This is a genomic window from Fodinicurvata sediminis DSM 21159 (assembly GCF_000420625.1).
Classification (GTDB): Bacteria; Pseudomonadota; Alphaproteobacteria; order Kiloniellales; family DSM-21159; genus Fodinicurvata; species Fodinicurvata sediminis.
Genome location: NZ_ATVH01000001.1, coordinates 33,205 through 58,612, shown reverse-complemented (window position 1 = coordinate 58,612; position 25,408 = coordinate 33,205). Strand labels below are relative to the sequence as shown.

At 60.2% G+C, this 25,408-nt stretch carries 21 protein-coding genes; 7 read left to right on the top strand and 14 right to left on the bottom strand.

Features of this window, described 5'->3' with window-relative positions:
* Nucleotides 1-127 precede the first annotated feature (127 nt).
* Together G502_RS0100280 and G502_RS0100275 are read left to right on the top strand one after the other, a co-directional pair.
* Nucleotides 128-2,086, top strand: a complete 1,959-nt coding sequence (locus G502_RS0100280) for a TonB-dependent receptor domain-containing protein (RefSeq protein WP_162140922.1) — start codon at nucleotides 128-130, stop codon at nucleotides 2,084-2,086.
* 104 nt (nucleotides 2,087-2,190) lie between these two features.
* Nucleotides 2,191-2,523, top strand: coding sequence for a TraR/DksA family transcriptional regulator (locus G502_RS0100275; RefSeq protein WP_026988900.1), 333 nt, complete (start codon nucleotides 2,191-2,193; stop codon nucleotides 2,521-2,523).
* A gap of 24 nt (nucleotides 2,524-2,547) precedes the next feature.
* Here G502_RS0100275 and G502_RS0100270 read toward each other — a convergent pair whose 3' ends face one another.
* The 5 genes from G502_RS0100270 to G502_RS0100250 all read right to left on the bottom strand — a co-directional run bounded on the left by G502_RS0100270 (nucleotide 2,548) and on the right by G502_RS0100250 (nucleotide 7,096).
* The gene (locus G502_RS0100270; RefSeq protein ID WP_022726662.1) at nucleotides 2,548-3,264 is read right to left on the bottom strand and encodes an ABC transporter ATP-binding protein; all 717 of its coding nucleotides are present in this window, start codon (nucleotides 3,262-3,264) and stop codon (nucleotides 2,548-2,550) included.
* A complete protein-coding gene (locus G502_RS0100265; RefSeq protein ID WP_026988898.1) occupies nucleotides 3,264-3,980 on the bottom strand; it encodes an ABC transporter ATP-binding protein in 717 nt (238 codons plus the stop codon). Before G502_RS0100265 ends, G502_RS0100270 begins: the two co-directional genes overlap by 1 nt.
* Entirely contained in the window at nucleotides 3,958-4,911 is a 954-nt protein-coding gene (locus G502_RS0100260) for a branched-chain amino acid ABC transporter permease (protein WP_026988897.1), read from the bottom strand. Before G502_RS0100260 ends, G502_RS0100265 begins: the two co-directional genes overlap by 23 nt.
* Nucleotides 4,908-5,792 (bottom strand): branched-chain amino acid ABC transporter permease, encoded by an 885-nt coding sequence (locus G502_RS0100255; RefSeq protein ID WP_022726661.1) that lies wholly within the window; start codon nucleotides 5,790-5,792, stop codon nucleotides 4,908-4,910. The genes G502_RS0100260 and G502_RS0100255 overlap by 4 nt, the downstream gene beginning before the upstream one ends.
* 113 nt (nucleotides 5,793-5,905) lie before the next feature.
* Nucleotides 5,906-7,096 (bottom strand): ABC transporter substrate-binding protein, encoded by a 1,191-nt coding sequence (locus G502_RS0100250; RefSeq protein WP_026988896.1) that lies wholly within the window; start codon nucleotides 7,094-7,096, stop codon nucleotides 5,906-5,908.
* A 154-nt stretch (nucleotides 7,097-7,250) separates the two neighbouring features.
* Between G502_RS0100250 and G502_RS0100245 the strand changes: the two genes are divergently transcribed.
* Entirely contained in the window at nucleotides 7,251-8,675 is a 1,425-nt protein-coding gene (locus tag G502_RS0100245) for an amidase (protein WP_026988895.1), read from the top strand.
* Nucleotides 8,676-8,732: 57 nt separating this feature from the next.
* On the opposite strand, the gene G502_RS0100240 is transcribed toward G502_RS0100245, so the two are convergent.
* The 7 genes from G502_RS0100240 to G502_RS0100210 all read right to left on the bottom strand — a co-directional run bounded on the left by G502_RS0100240 (nucleotide 8,733) and on the right by G502_RS0100210 (nucleotide 17,317).
* On the bottom strand, nucleotides 8,733-9,962 hold the full coding sequence (locus G502_RS0100240; protein WP_022726658.1) for a metal-dependent hydrolase family protein: 1,230 nt from the start codon (nucleotides 9,960-9,962) through the stop codon (nucleotides 8,733-8,735).
* Between the two features lie 19 nt (nucleotides 9,963-9,981).
* The gene (locus G502_RS0100235) at nucleotides 9,982-10,473 is read right to left on the bottom strand and encodes a GAF domain-containing protein (RefSeq protein WP_022726657.1); all 492 of its coding nucleotides are present in this window, start codon (nucleotides 10,471-10,473) and stop codon (nucleotides 9,982-9,984) included.
* The gene (locus tag G502_RS0100230; protein WP_022726656.1) at nucleotides 10,470-11,780 is read right to left on the bottom strand and encodes a TRAP transporter large permease; all 1,311 of its coding nucleotides are present in this window, start codon (nucleotides 11,778-11,780) and stop codon (nucleotides 10,470-10,472) included. Before G502_RS0100230 ends, G502_RS0100235 begins: the two co-directional genes overlap by 4 nt.
* Nucleotides 11,781-11,785: 5 nt before the next feature.
* Entirely contained in the window at nucleotides 11,786-12,349 is a 564-nt protein-coding gene (locus G502_RS17925) for a TRAP transporter small permease subunit (protein ID WP_081649609.1), read from the bottom strand.
* Between the two features lie 78 nt (nucleotides 12,350-12,427).
* Nucleotides 12,428-13,426: a TRAP transporter substrate-binding protein gene (locus G502_RS0100220; RefSeq protein WP_022726654.1), complete on the bottom strand. Its 999-nt coding sequence runs from the start codon at nucleotides 13,424-13,426 to the stop codon at nucleotides 12,428-12,430.
* Between the two features lie 97 nt (nucleotides 13,427-13,523).
* Nucleotides 13,524-15,245 (bottom strand): hydantoinase B/oxoprolinase family protein, encoded by a 1,722-nt coding sequence (locus G502_RS17920; protein ID WP_022726653.1) that lies wholly within the window; start codon nucleotides 15,243-15,245, stop codon nucleotides 13,524-13,526.
* The gene (locus G502_RS0100210; protein WP_022726652.1) at nucleotides 15,242-17,317 is read right to left on the bottom strand and encodes a hydantoinase/oxoprolinase family protein; all 2,076 of its coding nucleotides are present in this window, start codon (nucleotides 17,315-17,317) and stop codon (nucleotides 15,242-15,244) included. The genes G502_RS17920 and G502_RS0100210 overlap by 4 nt, the downstream gene beginning before the upstream one ends.
* 146 nt (nucleotides 17,318-17,463) lie before the next feature.
* On the opposite strand from G502_RS0100210, the gene G502_RS17915 reads away from it, so the two are divergent.
* The 4 genes from G502_RS17915 to G502_RS0100190 all read left to right on the top strand — a co-directional run bounded on the left by G502_RS17915 (nucleotide 17,464) and on the right by G502_RS0100190 (nucleotide 20,977).
* Nucleotides 17,464-18,228, top strand: coding sequence for a GntR family transcriptional regulator (locus tag G502_RS17915; protein WP_022726651.1), 765 nt, complete (start codon nucleotides 17,464-17,466; stop codon nucleotides 18,226-18,228).
* Nucleotides 18,229-18,369: 141 nt separating this feature from the next.
* Nucleotides 18,370-19,749, top strand: a complete 1,380-nt coding sequence (locus G502_RS0100200; RefSeq protein ID WP_022726650.1) for an aminotransferase class III-fold pyridoxal phosphate-dependent enzyme — start codon at nucleotides 18,370-18,372, stop codon at nucleotides 19,747-19,749.
* Nucleotides 19,742-20,458 carry a haloacid dehalogenase type II gene (locus G502_RS0100195; protein WP_437123804.1) on the top strand — a complete coding sequence of 239 codons (717 nt, stop codon included), beginning with the start codon at nucleotides 19,742-19,744 and terminating at the stop codon, nucleotides 20,456-20,458. The genes G502_RS0100200 and G502_RS0100195 overlap by 8 nt, the downstream gene beginning before the upstream one ends.
* 21 nt (nucleotides 20,459-20,479) lie before the next feature.
* Nucleotides 20,480-20,977, top strand: a complete 498-nt coding sequence (locus tag G502_RS0100190) for an Lrp/AsnC family transcriptional regulator (protein ID WP_022726648.1) — start codon at nucleotides 20,480-20,482, stop codon at nucleotides 20,975-20,977.
* 12 nt (nucleotides 20,978-20,989) lie between these two features.
* On the opposite strand, the gene G502_RS0100185 is transcribed toward G502_RS0100190, so the two are convergent.
* Together G502_RS0100185 and G502_RS0100180 are read right to left on the bottom strand one after the other, a co-directional pair.
* Nucleotides 20,990-22,084 (bottom strand): DUF3541 domain-containing protein, encoded by a 1,095-nt coding sequence (locus G502_RS0100185; RefSeq protein ID WP_081649607.1) that lies wholly within the window; start codon nucleotides 22,082-22,084, stop codon nucleotides 20,990-20,992.
* A gap of 128 nt (nucleotides 22,085-22,212) precedes the next feature.
* A complete protein-coding gene (locus G502_RS0100180; RefSeq protein WP_022726646.1) occupies nucleotides 22,213-25,389 on the bottom strand; it encodes an efflux RND transporter permease subunit in 3,177 nt (1,058 codons plus the stop codon).
* Nucleotides 25,390-25,408: the final 19 nt, after the last annotated feature.

The following is a 25,408-nucleotide window of genomic DNA, read 5'->3' as shown; positions in this document are numbered from 1 at the left end:
CGCAGGGGACATCATCCATGACGTAACCGCCCCACCCGGCACACGACCATGTGTGTATCCGGGGCACCGGCGGTGTCCGTCCTGACCACCCCTGTACTATGCGGCCACAATGAAGGGGGAAGTTTCATTGACTGCGAAAGCTTATGATCCGCACTTTCATAGAATATTGACCTGGGCCCTGCTGGCACTCCTGCCTGCGGCCATGACCCTGCCCGTCCAGGCACAGGAAACAGCCGATGGGGCCACACTGGAACCCATTGTGGTCACGGCCACACGATCCGAACAGAACATCTCGGATGCGCCCGCTTCGATCAGTGTCGTCACAGGCGAGGAACTGAAGACCGCCCCGGTGGGTGACGTCAGCGATGCCGTGCGCCAGCTGCCCGGGATCAGCCTGACTGCGGGCAGTCAGGGGCGACGCGAGGTCAGCATTCGTGGCATGGATTCCAGCTATACCCTGATCCTGCTGGACGGAAAGCGGGTCAATTCCCGCGAAGCCGTTTTCCGTCACAATGACTATGATCTGGGGCTCCTACCGGTGGAGGCGATCGACCGTATCGAGGTGGTGCGCGGTGGCATGTCTTCCCTCTATGGCTCGGATGCCCTAGGCGGTGTCATCAACATTATCACCAAACCGGATGCCGACACGTGGCGGGGCAGCCTCGACAGCCAGGTCCAGACCCCGCTGGAAGGCGAAGGTGGTCAGGAATACCGCAGCAGTCTCTACTTAAGCGGTCCGATTGTACCGGGAAAACTTGGACTTACCCTGCTGGGTGGGTTGAGCAAGCGCGAAATCTGGAAAGCCTATGATGATGAAATCATTCCCGGCACCGACATCAACCGAAAAAACCTGACCACGCTTGAGGGGCGGCAGGATCACAGCGGTCGAGCACGCCTGACCTGGACCCCCGATGAACAGAATACAGTGGAGGCTGAATACGGACGCAGCTACCAACGTCGTCACGGGAAATTCTATTTCCGCAGCTACGATGAAATGGACTCCACCGTAATACGCGATGATGCGTCCTTCACGCACCGTGGTGACTGGGATTGGGGACAAAGTGAACTGCGTGCCTATTGGGAGCGCAGCGAACCGACCAGCGGAGAGGACAAGCTGGTTCAGAACAATTATACCCTTGAAGGCAATATCTCGGCTCCCTGGGGGCGACACTTCTTTACACTGGGCGGTGAAGCACGCTGGGTTGATCTTGAAGCACCTGGCGAATTCGAGAGCGGTGGAGCCAGCACCCACCAGCAGGCCCTTTACCTGCAGGACGATATTCTGATCACCGAAGAGCTCTCTCTCCTGCTGGGCGCGCGCCTGGATAACAACAAGTACTTCGGCACACATCTGACACCCCGTGGATATCTGGTATACAGGCCCACGAGTGAGTTGACTCTGAAGGGCGGTGTAAGCACCGGTTTCAAAGCCCCCACGCTCCGGCAACTCAGCACGGACTCGGTGGTCACGAGCTGTCGAGGCGCCTGCACGATAGTAGGCAACCCGGACCTGGAACCCGAAACAAGCACGAACTACGAGCTGTCCATAGCCTATGACAAACGGGATTGGGGCACGTCACTGACAGTCTTTCAGAACGACGTCGATGACCTGATTGATATTCCGCGGCAAGGTGACGGCGGCACTTACGAGCCTATAAACATAGACAAGGCCCGCATCCGGGGCATCGAGATGACTGCCAACCACGTTGTCTCCGACTTCGGCCGCGTCACCGCCAACTATACCTTTCTTGATGCGCGCAACCGGGACACCGACAAGCTGTTGGCCAATCGTTCTCGGCACAGCATCAACGGGCGTTTCGACTGGTTCATCGATGATCGGACCACGGCCTTCCTGAGCGGCGAATACATCGGCGAGCAGCGGACCTATGGGCGAAGCGGCAAAGGCGATGACATCGAGGGTTATGCTCTCTTCGATATCGGCATAAATCACCGCTTTACCGACAGCTTCGAACTGCGGGGCGGCGTTACCAATATCTTCGACAAGCGAACCGACGACCCTGACGATGACTACAGCTTTGCAGAGCGCGGGCGCACGGTCTATCTGGGGGCCAACCTGAGCTTCTGAGCGCTTTCGTATCCCTGGGATCTGCCCCGCCTGTGCTCTGCTGCAGCGGGGCTTATCCTTTGGCAAGTCTTTTCCTTGTCTGCACGCTGGGCTAGCCTGCGCCCATGATGACTATGGAAGACTACCGACAGCGCCTGATCCAGGAGCGCGAGGCGCTGCGTCAGCAGGCCGAAAGCACCAGTGCTGACCGGCGCCCCGTGGAGCTGGACCAGCAATCCGTGGGCCGGCTGTCCCGAATGGACGCCATGCAGGTCCAAGCCATGGCCAAGGCCTCGGAACAGCGCCGCCAGACCCGCCTGCGCAAGATCGACGCCGCGCTCAAGCGCATCGAGGAAGACGAATTCGGCTATTGCGTCGCCTGCGGCGAGGAAATCGCCCCCAAACGACTGGAGCTGGATCCCACGGCACCGCGCTGTATCGACTGCGCGGAGGCGTGAAAGCGCCCAATTGGGTACAGCAACTCAGAGCCCCAGATAGGCCTTCTTGATCATGGGGTCACCCTCCAGATCCTTGGAGGGGCCATCCAGGACCTGCTTGCCGTTCTCCAGCACATAGGCGCGATCGCTGACGGTGAGCACCTGCTTCACGTTCTGCTCGACCAGCAGGATCGGCAGGCCCGTTTCGGACACGCGCCGGATCGAGGCCATCACCTCCTTCACCAGGATCGGCGAGAGGCCCAGACTTGGCTCGTCCATGATCAGCATCTTGGGGCGCAGCATCAGCGCACGGGCAATCGCCACCATCTGTTGCTGGCCGCCGGACAGTTCACCCGCCGGCGAACGGGCATACTTGACCAGATCCGGAAACAGCGCGTGCACTTCCGACAGACTCTCGTCACGCCGGGCGCGCGCCTCCGGCAGATAGGCGCCCAGCATCAGGTTTTCCTGCACCGACATGTTGGGAAAGAGCTGGCGTCCCATGGGCACGTGCGCCAAGCCACGCTCGGCCATCTGGTGCGGCTTGGCGCCAGAGACCTCTTCTCCGTCGAACAGGATCTGCCCGCTCCAGGGCCGGATCATGCCCGATATGGCGCGCAGGACCGTGGACTTTCCACTGCCATTGCCGCCCACGAGACCGACCAGCTCGCCCTCGGCAACCTGAAGGGAGAAATCGAAGACGACCTTCAGGCTGCCATAACCAAGATCCACATGCTCGACACTCAGGATGGGCTTCGACATCAATCCGTTCCCAGATAGGCTTCAATGACCTGAGGGTTGCTGGTGACCTCCTGCGGCGTGCCCTCGGCAATCTTCTGACCGCTGGCCAGCACGATGACATGGTCGGACAACTCGATAATGGCCTCCATGATGTGCTCCACCATCAGGATGCCCAGTCCCTCCTGGCTGAGGGTTCTGACAAGGCCGATCATCTCGCGCAGGGCGGGCGGGTTGAGGCCGGCCATGACCTCGTCCAGGAACAGAACCCTGGGCTGGATCGCCAGGGCCTTGGCCAGTTCCAGCCGGCGCCGGCGTGCCAGGTTCAGATCGCCGGCCGGCTGATCGTAGCGATCGTCCAGCTCGACACGTTGCAGCATCGCCATGGCCAGCTTCTCGGCATCCTTGCGCCGCGGCTTGTTCAGGAAGGCGGAAACCAGCACGTTCTCCAGGACGGTCAGCTCCTCGAAAGGACGCTCGGTCTGGAATGTCCGCCCCATCCCTGCCTGGGCCCGCTTGTAGGGCGGCTCTGAAGACACATCGCGATCGAAGAAGGTGACCGTACCGCTGTCCGCCGGAACAAAGCCGGTCACGGCATTGAACAGCGTGGTCTTGCCGGCCCCGTTCGGACCGATCAGGCCCAGGATTTCCTTCGGCTGCAGCGACAGGGAGACATTGTCCACCGCCACCACGCCGCCGAAACGGACCGTGATCCCCTCAGCCTTGAGCGCGTCTGGCATAGAGCCTCCTTGTCAGGCGCCGATTGAACTCGCCGATGATGCCGCTGGGCAGGAACAGGATGACCAGCAGGATCAGGACGCCATAGATCAGCAGGTTGGCCTCGGCAAAGCTGGTGCGGAAGATCTCGCCGGCCGAAACCAGAAGCACGGCGCCGACCAGCGGGCCCCAGATGGTCCCGCGCCCGCCGATGATCCCGGTCAGTGCGATCTGTACCGACAGCAGCAGATAGAACAGGATGTGCGGCTCCAGGAACGACAGCATCATGCCATAGATTCCGCCGCCCACAGCCGTAAGGGACGCGGAGAGCATGAAGGCCTTCAGCTTGGTGCGTGTCGGATCGATGCCGGCCGCCATGGCCGAATTCTCGTCCTCGCGCACCGCGCGCAACTGATAGCCGAAGCGGCTGCGCGATATGCCGATGATGGTGGCCATCACGCCGACGGCGAAGGCCAGTGCCAGGTAGTACTGGGTCTCCCGCGCGAAGAGATCGATCCCGAAGGGCGTAGGCAGCCAATCGATGAAGACGCCCGTGGCGCCCCCCGTCAGCCAATCCTCGTTGATGGCGACCAGACGCAGCATCTCGGCAATGGCAATCGTCGAAAGGGTGAAGTAAGGACCGTGCAGCTTGAAGGTCAGACTGCCCCAGGCCAGGGCCAGCACACTGGCAACGGCAATAGCCATCAGGATGGTCCACCAGGGCGCCATGGCATACTCCGTCGCGCCAATGGCGACGAAATAGGCGCCAATCCCGACAAAGCAGGCATGTCCCAGGCTGACCTGTCCGGCCCAGCCACCCAGGATATCCCAGGCCGTTGCCCAACCGGCAAACAGCAGGATCGTGACACCAACGGTCAGCGCGCTGGGCAGGATCCACGGATAGATGAGCCCGGCAATCAGCAGGACCAGCAAACCTATGAGATGACGTGTCATACGCGTTTCACCGAGCGTCCGAAAAGACCCTCCGGCTTGAACAGCAGGATGATCAGGAAAAAGAGCAGGCCATAGGCGTCACGATAGGCCGAGGCGATGTAGGCCGCACCCAGGACCTCGACCATGCCCAGGACCAGGCCACCAGCTACTGCCGCACCGACCCGGCCCAGTCCACCGAGGACGATCACGACAAAGGCCTTCAGGGTCAGGATGGGACCTGTGGCGGTGGGCGTGGCAAACAGCAAGGGGATCAGGGCCACGCCGGCCGTCATGGCCAGCATCATGCCCAGGCCGAAGACCGCCCCCTGGATGCGTCGCGTGTTGATGCCAACGAGTTCCGCGCCCAGGCGGTTCTCGGCCGTAGCCCGGATGGAACGGCCGAACTCCGTATGGTGAAGCAGGAGATAAAGCCCCCCGATCACCAGCGCGGTCACGGCACCGGCCAGCAGCAGGATGACCGATATCTTAACCTCGCCAAGGGACAGGGCCATGGAGGCATAGTCAACATGGACCGACTTGGATTCCCCGCCGAAGATCAGCAGCAGGCCGTTGCCGATGATCAAAGAGATTCCCAGTGTCGCCAACAGGGAGGTCTCGTGGGGCTTGTCCACGATCGGCGCCAGAACCACCCGTTCCAGCAGCACGCCCAGCAGGAAGCCGGCCGGCAGGGCCACCAGCAACGAGAAATAGGGGTCCCAGCCGAGGATCATGTTGAAGACGAAGGCCGTGTACATGCCCATCACGACGAAATCGCCATGGGCGAAGTTGATCGTGCGCATGACACCGAAGATCAGCGTCAGGCCCACGCCGATCATGGCATAGACACCGCCGATCAGCAGACCGTTGGATAGGTTCTGGAGCAGGGAAACCAGTTCAGCCATACGCTGTTATTCCAGGAAGGAAGGCGCGCGGCGGACAGGCGATGTTCATCGCACCGTCCGCCGGCAGACCTCAATAAGTCACGGTCACTCTTCCTGTGCGGAAGAGCGCACGATTAGCGATCTTCCCAGCTGGGATTGGGGTAGATCGGGTCTTCAGCGGCCAGATCCGCCGGGAAGACCGTGACGTGCTCGCCATCCTGGATCTGCAGCATCAGGCTGCGGATCGGGTTCTGGTTCTTGAAACCGTCGAAGTCCTCGAAGGTCACCGTGGTCACCGGCGTTTCCAGATCGGTTTCATCCAGGGCCTGGCGCACGGCATCACGTTCCATCGACTCCGCCCGGCGCAGGGCGTCCGCCGCAACCATCAGGGCCAGGTAGCCTTCCGCCTCATAGAAGGAGGGCTCCGAACCCGCGGCTTCACGAAGCCGATTGGTCAGGTCCTCGATGCCCGGATACTGGACGTCCTTGCTCCAGCTGACCACCGTGGCAACGTAGTCTGCGGAATCGCCGACCTGCTCCACGAAGTTCGGCAGGGCCGCCGCCGTATCGATAGCCAGAACCTTGCTATCAAGGCCGACCTCACGCATCTGGCGGGTGATGGCGACGCCATCCTCGGCATAGGCGACAACGTAGAGGATGTCGGGTTCTTCGGCGCGGAAGTTGTTCAGGATTGGACGGAAGTCGCTGGTGCCCTGGTCATAAGCTTCATCACCGATGATTTCGTATCCACGCTCTTCCGCAAGCTCCTTGCCTGTTTCCGCCAGGGAAACCGGCCAGGCGGCATTGCCGTAAAGCATGGCGACTGTCTGCAGCTCATCTTCGCCATGCTCTTCGCGCAAATAGTCGAAGTAGTCGAAATAGGTGCCGGCCACGATCGAGGAGTTGTGCTTGGCACGGAACACCCAGTCCGAACCTGGCTTGGTGATCGAATTGTCCGCACTGCCAAGGACGATCAGCGGCATTTCCTGACGTGTCATCAACTGGGCCATTGGGCCCGTGATCGAGGACGCATAGGACCCGATGATAAGGGGTAGTCCTTCGTTCTCGAGATCCTCAACGGCGGCCAGTGCACTCTGGGCTTCGGAGCGGTCGTCCTGGATCACCAGTTCGAGTTCCTCGCCATTGATGCCGCCATTGGCATTGATTTCCTCAAGCGCCACCTCCATTCCGGTCAGATAACGCTCGCCAAAAGTGGCGAAGTTACCGGACAGGCTGTTGACGACACCGACCTCGACCTGTGCCGCTGCGGGCAGCGTGAACCCCATGAGTGGCGCAGCAATCGCTGCGGTCAATATCCTTTTCATTGGACTGTCTCCCAGTTTGAATTTCTTGTTTCCGTGTAAGCGCCTTTGGACAGGCAGCGCTTCTTTATTCGTTAAACTAGACTGCGCTTGAAAAAAGACAATCAGAGGGGCATGAGACTGTCAAGCTTCTGCGCACTCTATGAAAGGTACCGTCATGACCAACTTGCCTGCCGACCCCATCGCGCCTATTGGCCTGGATGGCTTTGCGACAGCCTTCCGCAAGGGCGAGATGACTTCCGAGGCGGTGACTCGTGCCTATCTGGAACGCATCGCCAAGCTCGATCCGCAACTTGGATCCTATCAGTACATTGCCGCCGAACAGGCCCTGAAAACAGCCCAGGCCATGGACCAGCTGCGCGAAGCCGGTGTCGATCTGGGGCCGCTCATGGGTGTCCCGGTGGCAGTCAAGGACCTACTGGTGATCGACGGGATGCCAACAACAGGTGGATCGAAGCTGGAACTCCAGGACCTGATGGGCAACGAGGAAGGCCCGTTCGTGCGCGCCTTGAAGAAGGCGGGTTGCGTAATTCTGGGCAAGGTCAAGATGGTGGAATTCGCCCTGGGAATCACAGGTGTCTCGGAAAGTCGCGGCACTCCCTGGAACCCCTGGGACCTGGACAACCATCGCCTGCCGGGCGGCTCCAGCTCGGGTTCGGGCGTGGCAGCAGCCGCCGGGCTCTGCGCCTTTTCCATCGGTTCCGACACGGGGGGCTCCGTCCGGGTGCCGGCAGCACTGAACGGTCTGTTCGGGTTGAAAACCACCTTCGGCCTCTGGTCCAATGAAGGCAGCGTGGCCCTGGCCCCGCACCTGGACACGCTGGGCCTGCTGACCCGCACGGCTCGTGATTCGGCCATTGCCTTTGCCGCCCTCAACCAGGCCATGGGCATGGACGAAGCCGATCCGCGCTGTCACCTGGCCCAGCCGGCGCGCTTGCCCTCCCTGCTGTTCGGGCGGCCGGAAAACTATTTCTTCGACGATCTGGCCCCGGATGTGGCCGGCGCCATGGATACTGCCCTGGACCAGTTGTCCCGCGCCGGCGTGGCCTTGCAAGACATGACGCTGCCCGAGGCGCCGGAGCGCGAAGATTACTTCCCCGTCTCTCTGCCGGTCAGCCTGCTGGCCAGTCTGGGGCGCGAAAGATTCCAGGAGGGCAAGCACCTGATCGATCCCGTCATTGCCGGGCGGATCGAAAGCGCGCTCGAGGTCAAAGCCATCGATCATGTTGCCCTGGAGAATCGGCGCGAGGACAGCATTGTCAGTGCTCATGCCCGCTTCGACGGGCTGGACGGCTGGATCAGCCCCACAACAGCCTCGACGGCTCTGCCGGTTGAGGATCTGTCAGACCCCAAGACAGGACTGGCATTCGCACTTTCCATGACGCGCAACACCCAGCCGGGCAACTACCTGGAACTATGCGCCTCCACCATCCCGCTTCCGCGCCAGGACGGTGGCCTGCCCATCGGCTTCCAGGTCATGTGTCCTGCGGACAGCGAGGCGGATCTTCTGTCCATTTCCCTTGCACTTGAAGAGGCCTTTGGCCCAGCCACGCGGCCGGACATGGGGGAAGCGCAGGACTGAAGCGAAAAGCAGCGCCCTTGAAGGTCTTCAAGGGCGCTGCTCCTGAACGGCATGGGTTCAGGCCAGCTCGTTCTTGTAGAACTTGCCTTCCTTGATCACCGCCTTCAGGCGCTTGTCCGGATCGGTCAGGACATTGATGTCTTCAAGCGGGTTACCGTCGAGGACCAGAAGGTCGCCGCGGGCCCCTTCGCGCACGACCCCGAACTCGCCTTCGCGCTGCAACGCTTCGGCGGCCGTGCAGGTGGCCGAACGGATCAGGTCGGCGGCCGGCATGATGCCCTTGCGCAGGTCGAACTCGCCCAACTGGTAGCGATGCATCTGCCCGAGCAAGTCGGTACCAAAAACCGTCTTGACCCCGGCCTTGTAAGCCATTTCGAGAGCCGAAAGGCCGTACTCGACCACTTCGAAGACCTTGGCCTGGAGTTCCGCCGGCATCCCGGCTTCCTTGCCTTCCTTCGCAATGGCGTTATAGGTCGACAGAGTCGGTGTCAGATAACCGCCATGCTTCTTGAACAGCTCGCAGCTTTCCTCATCCATCAGGTTACCGTGTTCGATAGTGCGGACGCCGCGGCTCAATAGCCGGTTGATGGCGCGCGCCGTATAGGCATGGGCCATCACGTAGATGTTGGCGGCAGTTGCCTCTTCCACGATAGCATCGATTTCCTCGAGCGAGAACTGCGTGCTGTCGATCCGGTCCGTCGGCGAGGACACCCCGCCCGACGCCATGATCTTGATGTGCGTGGCACCCTTTCGGATCTCGTCACGCGCGGCGCGGCGCACTTCGGGCACGCCGTCGCAGATACGGCCCAGCCCGGCACAGCAGAAACACTCGTCCAGGGCATTCTCCCCGCGACCCCGCACATCCCCGTGACCGCCGGTCTGGGACAGAGCCTGGCCGCAGAAGAGAACACGCGGACCGATGATCGCATCGTCGTCCACTGCATCGGCCAGTCCATAATCCGCGCCACCGCCATCGCGTACGGTGGTGAAACCGCGCATCAGCATGCCGTGCAGAATATCGTTGGAGTGACCGGCCACATAGAAAGGCGAGAGTTTCTTCAGCAGCGCGAAGTCCGGCGTAATGGCCGTCACGTGAACATGGGCATCGCAAAGTCCCGGCATCAGGGTGCGCCCCTTCAGGTCCAACGTGTCGGCAGAGCTGTCCTTCAGGGGGCTTTCCGAAACCTCCGCAATATGGCCGTCCCGAAGCAGGACATGGCGCTCGCCAAGCAGCTTACCGGCCTCGGTATCCAGAACGTTGGCGTTCGCCAGAATCGTCGCTGTCATTGTCTAACTCTCTCCCAAATCAGCTTGCTTCGAATTTCAGTTTCAAATAACCGGGCAGCAGCAACGAGGTATATGGAGTAGCATCTTCCAGATCCGCCTCGCTGTAACGCCCTTCCCCTTCTTGCAACAGACTGAGAACACCCAGCACCTCCCCGTTCCAGACAAGAGGCCGGTTCAGGATGCAGCCGAGACCCAGGCTGGCAATGAGTTCATGGTCGGGAAAAGCCCAGCGAATATCCTCGACGCTCCGCCCAAGATAAGCTTCCCCCTTGTGCAGGACACGCGCCCCCCACTCTGTGGGGCCCATCATCTTGCGCCCCTGCAGGGGGAAGGCATCGGGGCGGCTACTGTAGAGACGTTCCACCTCGCCGCTTTCCGGATGAAAGGCCAGAAGGGTGAAAAGCTTGTGCCCGAAACGCTCCTGCAACACCCGGTCTGCTGTCTCGAAAAGTACCCCCGGTTGGCCCGGTTTCGATGCGGCAAGCGCAAGCTGGTTCAACAAATCACTCATCCAAACAATACCTCCGGCAGCCAGAGCGCAATTTCAGGGAAGATCGTGACAATGGCCACGGACAGGCACATCAGGAGGAAAAAGGGGAAAGCCGCCTTGGCCACCTTGCCGATGGATTCACCTGTCAGCCCCTGGATCACGAACAGATTGAACCCCACGGGCGGTGTAACCTGTGCCAGTTCTGTCATAAGCACCAGGTAGACACCGAACCAGACGGGATCGAAACCTGCCATTGTTGCCAGTGGCAGGGTGACCGGAAGGCTCATCACGATGATCGAAATCCCGTCCAGGAAGAGGCCCAGCATGATGTAGAAAAGGGAAAGGATCAGGATCAATGCGACCGGTGACAGGTTCATACCGGCAATAGCCTCAGCCAAATTCCGCGGGATCCCCAGATAGCCCATCGCGGTGGACAGGAAAGCAGCTGCTATCAGGATACTACAAACCATGCACGAGGTTCTGAGCGCGCCTTTCAGGGAGTCGATGAAGACATTCAAGGTCATCTGACGCATGACCAGAGTGACGAACACCGCCCCGGCCACACCAACGGCGGCAGCTTCCGAAGGCGTTGCGATCCCGGAATAGATCGAGCCAAGGACAATGACCACCAGGAAAAAAACGGGCAGGAGATTGACAATGCCCCACAACCTGTCGCCCAGACTGTACCGCTCGGCGCCGCGGGGCGCCTTTGCCGGATCAATTCCCGCACGGACCATGATGTACGATGAATAGATTGCAGCCACCAGGAGACCGGGCAGTATTCCCGCTGCAAAAAGTCTGGAAATCGAGACTTCGGCCAATATCCCGTAAATGATCATGACGATCGAAGGGGGGATCAGCAAACCCAGGCTGCCTGCCCCGGCAAGAGACCCGATCGTCAGGCTGGTATCATAGCCTCTTTGCTTCAGTTCGGTGGTGGTAATCTTGCCGACCGTGGCCGTGGTCGCCGAGCTGGAACCGCTGACAGCGGCAAACAGCGTGCACCCCATAATGTTGGTGTGCAACAGGCGTCCGGGAATGAAATCCACCAGGGGGGAGAGACCACGAAACAGGCGATCAGAAAGGTCGGTTCGGAAGATGATCTCTCCCATCCAGATGAACATCGGGATCGCCGCCAACTCCCAGGCCGAGGAGTAGCTGTATATGATATTGGTGGCAATGATGCCGATCCTGTCCAGGGGCATCCCCTGCAACAGGACCAGCCCACCGATGCTGACCATGAACAGGCCTGAGAAGACCCAGAATCCCAGCCCGAGAAAAACAAAAATCAGCAGCAGAATGACGAGGCCTGCGATCAGAGCTTCCATTCCAATTACTCCTTATCGCCCTTGCCGGAAACTGCCTCTACCGTCTGCTCATTCTGATAGGTTTGAGCCAAGGGAACGGCCTGCTCAGCAGGTCCCAAAATCATGCGCAGCAAGTAGGCCAGCATCTGGAGCCAGAACAGCAAGAGCCCCAACAAAACCATGCCTTCAGGGATCCAGATGGGCACTTCCGCAACCGAACTGCTGACGGTACCCCGCTCCCAGTTTCGCTCGAAACGGATCCAGAAGAACCAGGCAAAATAGGTTAGCAAGACGAGAGTTAGCGACGATGCCAGAATCTCGAGACTTCGGCGAACCCAGCCACTCACACGCCCCAGCAGAATATTCACGCGAATGAGGGCACCGTGTTCAAGCGCATAACCGAGCGAGAAGAAGGTTACGGCCGCAACGCCATAACCCACGAACTCGTCCAGAACATAGGTCGAGGTGGAGAAGAAGGCCCGCAGGAGAATCTCAAGCAGAATATGCAGCACCATGCCGACAAGTAGGAGTGCTGCAATTGCAGCAGCCCCGCGTGAAAGGCCGAAGATAGCGGTCTGCAGGAAGCGCATCACCGGGCTCCTCTTTCCTTAGGCAAAAAAGGGGCGGCCTTCGTTCACGAAAGGCCGCCCTCAAGACATGAAACGGCGTTATCCGTCGATACGTGCCTGGTACGCTTCGAGAATTTCTTCTCCGCGCTCACCCATCCCGGAACGCCACTCCTCGATGGCCGGCTGGGCCGCCTCGTTCAGACCATTCAGGTAGTCGTCGGAGACATTCTCGATTACCGTCATGCCGTTGTCGCGCATCTTGGCATAGTTCTCCTGCTGCCGGCGCGGCAACACCCACCAGCCATAGGCTTCACCAGCGGCCGCAGCTTTCTCTACCATTTCCTTCTGCTCGTCACTGAGAGAATCGTAGGTATCGCGATTCATGTGCAGCACCTGCAGCGGACTGGCATAGTTGACCTCGGTGAAATGCGACTGCTGCTCCCAGAGGCTGGCCGAGGCACCGCCGTCGGCTGATGTCAGGACGCCATCAATACCACCGGTGCTCAGCTGTGGGACCACATCAGCCCAGCTCAACTGAATGGGTTCCGCGCCAGCCTCACGAAGCGTAACCGTACCGCTGGAATCATAAGTGCGGATGCGGCTCCCCTCGAGAGCTTCCATGGAGTCCAGGGCCTTGTTGCCCCAAAGACCACTTGGTGGCCAGGGTGTGGCAAAGAGAAAGACCTGATTGTTCTCTTCGAGCACTTCCTCGTAATAAGGTTTCGCCGCCTGGTAGAGGTCCCAGACCTGTTCCGGAGTCGAAGCAAGGAAGGGCAGCGAGGACAGGAGGAACAGCTCATCGATACCGGCCCAGGGGCCCATGAAGCTGCTGGCAAGCGGAAGAGCACCATCGCCCACGGCATCGAACTGGTCCACGGACTTGTAGCCCAGGGACGCGCCATGATGCAGGTTGATCTCGATATCGCCGCCTGACAGTCGCCCAAGCGTATCGGCAAAGATTTCGGCAGACTGACCGTGCACCGAACTTGGCGGGTATTCGTTTGCCAGGTCCAAGGACATGCTCTGAGCGGCGGCCTGCTGGGCCCCCAGTGTCACGGCCCCTGCTGCCAGCATGGAGGTAAGTGTCTTGTTGATCATTCGATGAAGCTCCCTTTCGGATCTCAGCTTTGAGTTTTGCGTATTTTTTTGATTATTTTTCTCCTGACCTCGGTAAATTCGCAATCAAAAATCCGGATCAGGTTTCTGTCTTGCTCGCGTGGGCATAGTGTCGGCGGATATACTCCGCAGTGAACTTGCCACTGGTCAGGTCCGTGTGAACCTGCTCCGGCGCACGTTCCGACGGGTTTCCATAGCCACCGCTTCCAGGGGTTTCAACGACCAGGACGTCTGCTTGCGTGACCTTGATGCCCGAGGGTTTGACATCCAGTAGCCTGGTCTCTCCGGCGTCACTGACGTGCTCGAAGCGTCCGCTCATCCCTGGCTGTCCCCCAAAGACGCCCCAGGGCTGATGCGTGAAGCGCTCGCCGGCGCCGTTGAAAATACACTCATGGCCAACCGGCCGAATCACCCGGCGCAGCCCCAGTCCGCCGCGATAGCGGCCAGCGCCGCCGGAATCCTCGACGAAACCATAGCTTTCCACGCGCAGGGGATATTCCGTCTCGATGGCTTCGATCGGCAGATTAGAGGTGTTCGTTATGTGAACCTGAACGCCGTCCTTGCCATCGCGGTCAGCCCGACCACCAAAACCCCCGCCAAGAGTCTCAAAATAGAGGTAATGCTGGTTCGTGCGTGGATCGATCCCGGCGAAGACCGCCGTGGTGTTGGCACCGTTGGCCGCCCCGACGACCCGCTCTGGCAGAGCTTCGGCCAGGGCCCCGATGATGACATCGATCACCCGTTGCGAGGTATTGGCCCTGGCAGCCACCGGTGCCGGGAAGGTGCAATGCACCAGAGTCCCCTCCTTCGTCAGGATATCACAGCAGTCCAGGACGCCCTGATTGTTCGGGATTTCAGGGTCCAGCAACGCCTTCAGGGCATAGACCACGGCCGCCTGGCTGGCATTTCGCGGCAGGTTTATGTTTCCCGGCACCTGAGGCGCCGTCTCGCGGAAGTCAAAGCTCAACGCGCCATCCTTTGCCGTGATGGTCAGGCGAATGGGGATGTCCGTGGTCCCGACGCCATCGTCGTCCATGACATCCTCGAAGGAATAGACCCCATCGGGAATATCCTTGAGCGCCTCGCGCATGCGGAATTCCGTGCGACTGACGATCTCGTCGAAGGCCGCGTTGAGCGTTTCGCAAGTGTAGCGTCCCGCAATTTCCTTCATGCGCCGTACACCCAGACGACAGGCTGCGATCTGGGCATAGTAATCGCCGCGCCGTTCCTCGGGGATTCGCACATTCAGCAGCATCAGGTCGAAGAGGTCCCGCTGCAGCTCGCCCTTTCGGAACAACCGGATCAGGGGAATGCGCAGGCCTTCCTGGTATATCTCCGACATGCCGCCGGCCATCGAGCCCGGCGCCATGCCGCCGACGTCTGCGTGATGGGCGATGTTGCAGATGAAACCCAACAACTCACCCTCGACAAAAACCGGCTCAGCCAGGTTGATGTCAGGAAGGTGGGTGCCGCCGGCCACGTGAGGATCGTTGGCAACGAAGACGTCCCCCTCCTCTATCTCGGACAGGTCGTACTTGCGTAACAGCGTCTGCATGAGACCTGTCATGGAGGCAATGTGGATCGGAAGGGACTGATCCGCCTGGACGATCAGGCGCCCCGCCCGGTCACAGAAAGCCGTCGAGTGATCGTGCCGTTCCTTGATGTTTGTGGAATAGGCACTCCGCATCAGGGCCGCGAACATTTCATCGGCCACGGAACGCAGGGCATTGGAGATGATCTCGAGCGTGATCGGGTCCAATTCACGCCGAACGGCATCCGAAGCAAGGCTGAGTGTGGTCATTTGGCAAGCTCCAGAATCAAGCTGAGGCTGTCATCAACACGCGCCACGTCACCTGGATAGACAAGCGATGTGGCGTCGAACTGGTCGATCACGGCCGGTCCTTCGATACGGCAACCGGGTGCCAGGTCCGTACGTCGATAGACAGGCGTTTCCACGGGTTCTTCCGACTCGAACCAGACAGGTCGGCGCTCTACGGGTTCGGGTGAACTTGAAGCACCTTCCGGCACGGGCGGGACCGGCAGGGACGGCAACTCTCCGCGCGCAGTCATGCGCAGGTTCACGGCCTCCACGGGGTCATCAGGATTATAGAAGCCGTAATTTGCCTCGTGGGCACGGAAAAACGCAGAATGCAACTGCTCCGCATCCGGCAGCTTCGGATTGCTTTCGTCAATATCAACAGGGACGCGCAATTCGAAGTTCTGCCCGATATAGCGCATGTCCAGGCTAAGCTGTATGCGCCTTTGAGCCGGGGCAATCTGTTCATGCTCGAACCAGCCCTGCGCGTCCTTCACCAGATCATCAAGGATACCCTGAAGGGCGTTCAGGCTTTCCCGCGACAGCGGTGCACGATGGCTGCGCACAAAGTCCTCTTTCAGGTCGGCAACCACCAGCCCCTGTGCACAAAGGATCCCCGGGGAAAGCGGCACGATGACCTCGCTCACTCCCAACGCCTTAGCCACGGCATTGGCATGCAGAGGCCCAGCACCGCCGAATGGCATCAGGGTACAGTCGCGCGGGTCATGGCCACGCTCCACCGAGATAGCGCGGATCGCACGAACCATATTGGCCGTGACGATACCCAGGATACCCTGCGCGGTCTTCTCCACGCTGAAGCCCATCTGGTCCGCCAGTGGCTGGATGACCTTGCGTGACGACTCGACATCGAGAGTCATGGCACCATCCAGCAGCCCGCGTACGGACAGGCGTCCAAGGACGGCGTTCGCATCGGTGACGGTGGGCTCGGTGCCCCCTCGACTGTAACAGGCAGGCCCCGGAACTGCGCCGGCGCTAAGCGGTCCCACCTTGACCAGGCCGTCGCGGTCGAACCAGGCGATCGAGCCTCCTCCCGCACCGACTGTATTGATATCGACCATCGGAAGACGGACGGGAAAACCCGCCACATCACGTTCGAAGGAAAGTCCGGCTTCATAGTTGCGGATCAGGGCGACGTCCGCGCTCGTTCCACCCATGTCCAGGGTGATGATATCCGGGCGTTCGGCAAGCTCGGCTACATGAATGGCCCCCATGGCACCGGCTGCAGGGCCCGAAAGCGCGGTGCGGATGGGGAATGAGCGCGCCCGTTCGATGGACATGAGGCCGCCACTGGACTGGTTGATACCGACGTGCGCCTCGGGAGAGAGGCGTGCCAACTCATGCTCGAGATGGCTCATGTAGGCGTTGAGCACAGGCTGCAGGTAGGTGTTCAACAAAGTCGTTGAGAAACGCTCGAACTCCCGGAACTCTGGCTGCACCTCACTGGAAAGAGAAACGGCAACATCCGGCAGGCGTTCCCGGAGAATCTCCCCGATGCGCTGTTCGTGTTCGGCATTGGCGTAAGCAAACAGCAAGCAGACCGAACAGGCCTGGGCTCCGATTTCCCGAAGCTGCTCGACCAGTGCATCAATCTCGGATTCATCCAGCGGCGTGATGACCTCGCCGTCTGCACCAATACGCTCGGTTATCTCGAAGCGGTGTTCACGATTTGCCAGAGGCGGCGGATAATCAGCCTTCAGGTCATACATCTTCGGGCGCACCTGACGCCCGATTTCCAGGAGATCGCGAAAGCCCCGTGTCGTGACCACAGCCACGGTACCGCCCTTGCGCTGGATCAGCGCATTGGTCGCAACCGTCGTCCCATGGGCAAGCCGCGTGACAGCCTCCAGCGGAACAGCGCCGCTTTCGCCAAGATGTTCGAGCCCCGCAATTATTGCGTTGGCCGGATTATCCGGTGTCGAGGGCGTCTTGTGCACCCGGATTGTCTTGCTGGATCGCTCGAAGGCATAGAAATCCGTGAAGGTTCCACCAACATCAACACCGACCACCCAGTTCGAGGAAGAGTCGTCCATCTCCATGGGGGTTTCCCCTTGCATTGTTGCTTTCTCGTTGTGGCGATGGAGCATATACTTCAGGTATACATGACGTCAAGAAGGCCTGTCTCTGGACGGAATGGCCCGATTCCCGGATATTCGGGCGCTGTGAAGCTTGGGAGGTAAGATCATTGAGTACGAAGGAGAAGAACGCAGCAGCCGAAGAGAAGAATGGCGGAAATGCTTTGGGCGGCGCCGAAAGGGCCTATTCGGAAATTCGTCGGCGTATCCTGAGCCTGGAATTCCCGCCAAGCATGGAGCTGGAGGAAGGCCATCTGGTTGCGCTGCTGCATCTTTCCAGAACGCCTGTCCGCGAAGCCCTGATTCGCTTGGCTTCAGAGGGTCTGGTGACGATACAGCGTGGACGCGGTGCACGCGTGGCACCCCTGGACCTGGCCAATCTGCGCAGTTTTTTCGAGGCCCTGGATCTTGTTCAACGCGCCGTGACCAAACTGGCCGCGATTCGCCATCAACCCGAGGATCTGGAGTTGATCGAAGAGGAACTGAGGACCTTCGAAGTCCATGCAGCCGATGAGGCCAGTCTCGACCTGACAGAGGCCAATCACCGCTTTCACCTGGCAATTGCGGCGGCCGCCCGTAACCCCTTCCTAGAGCATGCCTATAATCGGGTAATGTGCGAAGGCTTGCGGATCATCCGAGTCTGTTTCAGCGAACATTACACCGAAATTCCACCTCTCAAACCTCATCTGGAACGGACAGTCGAGGATCACCGCCAGATTTTCGAGGCCATTCGCAACCGCGATTCTGAGGAAGCCGAAAAATTGGCCGGAGAACACAACACCTTGTTTCGCAATCGCGTCTCCCAGACTCTGGCCGCGCTTTCACCCTCGACACGCAACATCCAAGCCGTCGAGATACCTGACGGTTCGATCTAGGAACCGGTGTAGCCTGAACGGCAGGAGATGCGGAGAAACACAGGCTGAAGCAAAGGGGTTGCGTTTCAACCGACTGTCTTCAGCAAGCTGTTTTGCCAAGGCGGCCTATACTTGGCCGACATCACAGAAAGGGGCTTCCCAATGATCTCCAATTCCCTGATCGAACTCGACCGGGACCATCTGGTTCATCCCGTGATTTCCTGGCGCGGGCACGAAGAAACCGGAGCCACGGTTCTGCAGAAAGCCCAGGGCGTCTATGTCACCGACAGTGAAGGCCATGAATCTCTGGACGCCTTTGCCGGGCTCTGGTGCGTCAACGTCGGCTATGGCCATGAGAGCATTGTCGAGGTGGCCGCCGAACAGATGCGCCGGCTGCCCTACGCCACGGGCTATTTCCACTTTTCCAGCGAACCCGCAATCCGCCTGGCGACACGACTGGCTGAACTGGCACCGGGCGACCTGAATCATGCCTTCTTCACCCTGGGCGGGTCCGATGCCGTCGATTCTGCCGTCAAGCTTGTACGCGCCTACTACAATTTCACCGGCCAGCCGGAGAAGAAGCACTTCATCTCGCTCAAGCGCGGCTATCACGGCTCCTCCTCCGTGGGCTCTGGACTGACAGCCCTGCCCGTCTTCCATGAAGGCTTCGACCTGCCCCTGCCCTGGCAGCACTACATCTCTTCCCCCTATCCCTATCGGCATCCCGAAGGCAGTGACTCGGACACCGTCATCCGTGACAGTGTCGCCGAACTGGAGGCCAAGGTGGAAGAACTGGGCCCCGAGAGCGTTGCCGCCTTCATCGCCGAGCCGATCCAGGGCTCGGGCGGTGTCATCGTGCCGCCCCAGGGCTGGCTGAAGGCCATGCGCGAGGCCTGCCGGCGCCTTGATATCCTGTTCATCGCCGACGAGGTGATCACCGGTTTTGGGCGCACCGGCCCCATGTTCGCCTGCGAGGGCGAAGAGGTCACCCCGGACATCATGACGCTGGCCAAGGGCCTGACAGCGGGTTATTCGCCCATGGGCGCAGTCCTGCTTTCGGACCCCTTCTACCGTGCCATCGCGGACAACGCGAAAGCGGGTGCTCCGGTGGGTCACGGCTTCACCTATTCAGGTCATCCCGTCAGCGCGGCGGTGGGACTCGAAGTCCTGCGGCTCTACACTGAAGGCGGCATTCTCGCCAACGGACAAAAGAGCGCCGCACGCTTCGCCCAGAGGCTCGGGGAACTGGCGGACCATCCGCTGGTCGGCGATGTCCGCTCCCGCGGGCTGCTGGCCGGAATAGAACTGGTCACGAACAAGAGCGAGAAGACGAAACCCTCGCCGGAATTGGGCCTCAGCAAATTCCTGGCAAAACACGGCTACGCCAACGGCGTGATCTTCCGAGCCTTTGCCGACGACATCATCGGGCTGGCGCCGCCGCTATCGATCTCGCTTGACGAAGTGGACCTGATGGCCGACCGCCTGACCAAGACCCTCAACGACATCCTGGATATACCGGAGGTAAGAGATGCGATTGACTGATTTCAAAGTACTCACGTTCGACTGCTATGGCACCCTGATCGACTGGGAAAGCGCCATGATCACCGGCACCAAGCCCTTGATCGACAGGCTGGACAAGAAGCCAAGCCATAACGAAGTCCTCGAGGCCCACGCTTTTCACGAATCCCATGCGCAGAAGCAGACACCGGCGAAGAAGTATCCGGAACTGCTGGCCGTGGTCTACAAGCGCCTGGCCGAGGAATGGGGCCTGAAAGTTTCCTGGGACGAGTGCATGGCCTATGGGAATTCGTGTCCTGACTGGCCGGCTTTCGAGGACAGCGCCGGCGCCCTGCAGTACCTCAAGCGCCACTACAAGCTCGTCATCCTGTCCAACGTGGACAACACCTCCTTCGAAGGTGCGCGCCGCAAGCTGCAGGTTGATTTCGACGCCATCTTCACCGCCGAGGACATGGGCTCCTACAAGCCCAACCAGCGCAACTTCGACTACATGCTGGAACAGCTGGGCCGGCACGGCATCGAGAAGAAGGACATCCTGCATACGGCCGAAAGCATGTTCCACGACCATGTGCCCGCCGACAACAACGACCTGACCTCCTGCTGGATCTACCGCCGGCATGACAAGGAAGGATTCGGCGCGACCATGAACCCGGGAAAGATGCCCAGCTGCGCATTTACCTTCAACAGCATGGCTGACCTGGTAAAGGCTCACCAGGAAGAGCTTCGGGGCTGAAGTCTCGCACGCTCCAAAGCCATGAGCCGAACCGGAAAACTCGACCGCATCGACCTGAAGATCCTCGTACAGCTTCAGGAGAACGGGCGCATGACCAATGCCGCGCTCGCCGATGCGGTCGGGCTATCCCAGAGCCCCTGCCTGCAGCGCGTCAAACGGCTGGAGGCGGCCGGCTATATCTCCGGTTACGGTGCCCGCATCGCCCTGCAGCGCTTGGCCGACTGCATCACGGTCTTCACGGAGGTGACCCTGCGCGATCATCGGCGCGAGGACTTTGTGCGCTTCGAGGCCGGTATCCGGCAGACCCCCGAACTCATGGAATGCCATCTGGTCAGTGGCGGTTATGACTACCTTCTGAAGTTCGTATCCCGCAGTGTATCGGACTACCAGCAGCTGATGGAAAACCTGCTGGACCGCAGAATCGGGATCGAGAAGTACTTCAGCTACATCGTCATCAAGTCCCCGATCACCTGCCAAGCCTTGCCGCTCGAACATCTTATCGAGGAAGAAAACAGCTGACGCCTGGCCGGCTCATTGTACACGGCGGGAAACCAGGTCGGACAGATCCGGGCCCACATGAAGCTGCTCGGGCCAGCAGAACAGCATGACGGCCAGGACATTGCGGTGCTCGCCTGCGGCCAGATCCCCTGTTTCGCCCGTCTCGGACGGAATCATGGCGGCCTCGGGGTCATAGACTTCCCGGAGCGCCTGCCGGATACGCTCCACCGCCGCATGCTTCTCTTCTCCGGCCAACAGGAAACTCAAGGCAACTTCAGTATAGATGTCCTCCTTGGTCCTTCGCAGGATGACCTCCAGATTCTCTTCGAAATACGCGAGTATCCAGTCGAATTCCTGACGCTGGACAGGCTGCTGGTAGTAACGGCTGGCGGCGATGACGAAGTGTGTCATGCCATAGATCTTGTTGCGGTATTCGGCCCGTGAGAGAGCACCGTCGCGCGCGGGCGGATAAAGGTCCCGGAAGGCGGCGAGCACTGGCCCACGCAGATCCGATACGCCGAGTTCATGCAGGTAATAGAGCTGATTGGCCACCTGGGGGGCATATACGCGAAGCACTTCAGGGTCGCTCAGGAAGGCGCGGAAATCCACTGAAGCCAGATAGGACAGCGCACGCTGGTAATCGGGCAGGAAAGCCTCGTGCAGCAAACCATGGTACTTCGCCTGTACCAGCCGGAACGCCAGGTTCTTGGCATAGGCGATCTCACCCCATGTGCCCAGCATCTCCTTGCGGGCCCGCTGCTTCTCGGTGCGGGAAGCATAGTCCTCCACCACTTTCCGGCTTTGCATCAAGGCATAACCTGGCAGCTTCAACCCGGCGATATCGACACGCAGCCTGCCCAGTAGACGCCGGGCGTAACGCAGATTCCCGTGAAGATAGTCCTTGTTACCGGTTATCCGGTAGAGGCGCTGCGCGTAATGCCTCTGCTTGCTGATGGAGAAGCCCTCAAGATGGGCATCGTAGCGGGTGCGGATTTCCTGGCCCATTTTGTCGCAGTTGGCGGGCGACCCAGCACCTGCGTAGGAAGCGAAGAGCAACAGGGAAAATGCCAGAATCGCAGTCAGAATACGCAAAGCCTGACCAGACCCGCCACTCGGTCGAATCTGCATTGGCCACTCCCGGTGATGGAAACGACGTGCCTACAGCACTCAACTCCAGGATATCTCCGAGGAGCTTCCCTACGCTTGTGAGAAGGTTGAGGCACAGACGCGTCTGGAAGCGCCGTGCCAAGTGTATATCACGTGGCCTTGCGACGGCTCCAGTGGAGCACAAAGACGGTCAAAGCCGGCAGGAAGGTCAGGGCGACGACAGCTGCCCCCATGATGCCGAACAACACAATGGCCCCCACACCGCGATAGAGCTCACTTCCGGACCCAGGTGCAAAGACCAGGGGAGCAAGTCCAAAGATCGTGGTGATGCTGGACATGGCGATAGGCCGCAGGCGTGAAGCTACGGCCTCGGAGACGGCCTCCTGAGGGTCGCTTCCCGCCTTGCGCATGTTTACCATGGCGCGATGAACAAGCAGAATCGGATTGTTTACCACCGTACCCATCAGGATCAGGAAGCCCAGCATGGAGATCATGTCGAAGGGCTGGCTGATCTCCGGCAGCCCGATCCGAGGCAGCAGGCCGCCCACCAGATTCATCAGAGCCAATCCCACGATTCCGCCAGCAACCCCGAGCGGGATTGTCGTCATGATCAGCAGCGGATAGCCCCAGTGGGTAAAGATCGCCACCAGCAGAAGGTAGACGATAACGATGGCCACGGCATAATTCTCGAGCAGGGCATCCTGCGTTGCCTCAAGCTGATCTGCTGCACCGGATATATCCAGGGTGATGCTGCCCGGAATTTCTCCGGCCGCGCGTAACTGCCCCACAACCTCCTGCTCCACACGTGCGACACCTGCTTCCAGAGGAACGGAACGCGGCGGAATGATGTTCAGTGTAACTGTCCGGTTGCCATTGACCCGGCGTATTGAACTCGTATCCACCGTCTCTTCGATCCGGGCGATCGAGGACAGTGGCACCGTCGTGCCCTGCGGTGTAAAAAGCGGCAGCTGGCCAAGACGGTCGGGCGTCGCATCCTGCCCGACCTGACTGTAGAGATATATGTCAATCTTGTCGTCCTGGCTGAAGAACTCGCCGACAAAAGCCCCGTCGTTCAGAGCGGCTACGCTGAAGCCCAATTGCTCGGCATTAAACCCCAATTCGGAGGCACGATCCCAATCCGGATGGACCAGGATCAGGGGCTGAGAGAGCGAGAGGGTGGCGGGGGTGGTCTGAATGCGTGGGTTGTCGAAAACCTGTTCGGCCTGCCGATAGGCAGCTTCGGCAACCTGATAGATTTCCTGCAACTCCGGACCCGAGATGTCCAGGTTGACACTGCGCGTCCCACCCTCGTTGCTGGTGATGATGGAACCTCTGGAGACAAACGAGCGCATGCCGGGATACTCTCCGTAGATTCGGGAGAGCTCGTCCATGAGCGCTTCGATCTGACCGGGATCCTTCGTGGTGGCGATGATGCGAACAGATTGGGGTTGGGCAGAGATGCTGAACTGCCCCAGTGCCGGTATCGGCGCGCGGCCGGCCTCATAGTCTCCCGGCGAAGCCTCCTGATAGGGACGCAGCCTGTCTTCCAGTTCGCGTGCGATCTCTGTCATGGTCGAGAGATTATAGCCCGGCGGTGCGTTCATGCTCGCGAAGGTCTTGGCCTCCTCGCCCTCGGGCAGATATTCGGCCGGAGGCGTCAGTTCCAGGATGATAAAGCCACTCACCCCCAACGTCACAGCAATGCAGACGAGGCGTCGCAGGGGCCGGGCGATGATCCAATTGACGGCATGCAGCACGGTGCTCTGCCGTGTTCCGGCCGTTTCCTCCCTGCCAGCGTTGGCCCTCTGTCCCGCGGCACGGCCCTTCTGCCCCGCAGCACTGCCAACAGTCAGGATTCGTGCTCCCAGTGTCGGAATGACGGTGATCGCCACCAGCATGGAGGTCAGGATCGAGGCCGAGATGGCAATCGCCACATCGGAATAGAGCTGGCCCGCTTCCTCGGTGATGAAGACGATCGGCGTGAACACCAGAACCGTGGTCAGGGTCGAGGCCACGATGGCAGGCCAGACCTCCCGGACGCCTTGAACGGCAGCTTGGAAGCGATCCATGCCGCGCCGGCGCGCCATGTCGATGCTCTCCAGGACCACGATACTGTTGTCCAGGGTCATACCGATGGCGAAGGCCACACCGGCAAGAGAGATGACGTTGATGGTTCGACCGGCAAGCAGGAGCCCCAGGAAGGCGGCAATGGTACAGATGGGAATTCCGACCACACCCACGAATGTCGTGCGGAAGGACCGCAGGAAGGCATACATCACCAGCGTGGCTAGGCAGGCGCCGAGGATCAGGTTGAGCCATACATTTGTCACCGAGTCTTCGACATAGCGAACGTCGTCATTCGTCAGCGACAGCCGCATGCCGGCGGGTTCCAGAACACCCTCGTTGATCGCCTCGAGTTCCTCCATCACCGCGCGCTTGATCTCGATGACGTTGGACCCGGCTTCCCGCCGTATGGAGAGGCCCAGGACGGCCTCGCCGTCAACCAGATTGATTTCTCCCGGCTCGAAATGACCGAGACGGACTTGCGCCACATCGGAGAGGCGAAGGATGGAATCCCCACGCCGATCTAGAATCGTGGATTCCAGTGCCTCGATATCGGCATAACGACCTACCGTCCGCAGCAGATACCTGCGCTTTCCGCTTTCCAGCTCTCCACCAGAGACGTCTCGGTTTCGCTCGGTAATCGCATCGCGCAGGTCGACCAGGCTCAGATCCCGGCCGGCCAGGCGGTCGGGCTCGACCAGGATCTGGATCTGTCGTTCCCCGCCCCTGAATTCGGCTTGCGAAACACCCTGAACCCGCTCCAGGCGACTGCGCACATTATCGTCTATGAAATCGCCCATCATGTTCATATCGATGCCGCGTGGATTACCGGGTAGGGGCGCCACGCGGAAGTACATGAAGGCGTTGTCGGAGAAAGAAGTGGCAAAGACGCGGGGCTGGTCTACGTTCTGCGGATAAGAGGGCACCTGGCTCAGCGCATTGTTCACGCGAATCAATGTTTCCGTGATATCAACATCATAGGGGAATTCCAGCTCAACCTCGGCACGCCCGCTGGAAACTGTGGACACCATCCGCTCGAGGCCGGGTATCGAGCTCAGATACTCCTCCTGTTCAACCACGATGTCCTTTTCGACATCCTGCGGTGTCGCGCCCGGCCAGTTCGTACGGACGGTAATCGTGCGCACCTCCAGATCCGGGATCATCTGGACCGGGATACGCAAGGCCGCAACCACTCCGATCACGCAGAGGATCAACAGGATGACCGCCATCAGCGTCCCCCGCCGCACGATACCTTCGAGCATGCCTCAGACCTCCGAGGGC